The organism is Klebsiella sp. K47, from assembly GCF_051858335.1.
Taxonomy (GTDB): domain Bacteria; phylum Pseudomonadota; class Gammaproteobacteria; order Enterobacterales; family Enterobacteriaceae; genus Klebsiella; species Klebsiella pneumoniae.
This window is the reverse complement of record NZ_JBPYUI010000410.1, coordinates 1-224: the sequence shown is the minus strand read 5'-3', so window position 1 is coordinate 224 and position 224 is coordinate 1. Positions and strand designations below refer to the sequence as shown.

The 224-nt window shown below is 30.8% G+C and carries 1 protein-coding gene; it reads right to left on the bottom strand.

Annotated features, from left to right (window positions below):
- Window positions 1–224 (bottom strand): hypothetical protein (locus RRF55_RS28590; RefSeq protein ID WP_439419384.1); only part of this gene is annotated, 224 nt, incomplete at both ends.

Sequence of the window (224 nt, the reverse complement as noted above, 5' to 3'; positions counted from 1 at the left end):
ATGATTGCATATTTTGTCTGTACTTTTGAAGTCTGTACTTTTGAAGGATGTTGGATGTAGCCTTGAACAACAACTTCCCCTTGATTTAACAGCTTGTTTAAATAGAAATCCTTGGTCTGATTTTCTACAAATGCAGTTTTTCTGTATAATTTAATTAAATCGTTGAGTTCTTGTTTTTTATTTTTGTCATTTTCCGAAATAAGCTCTAATTTTTGGCTCGATTG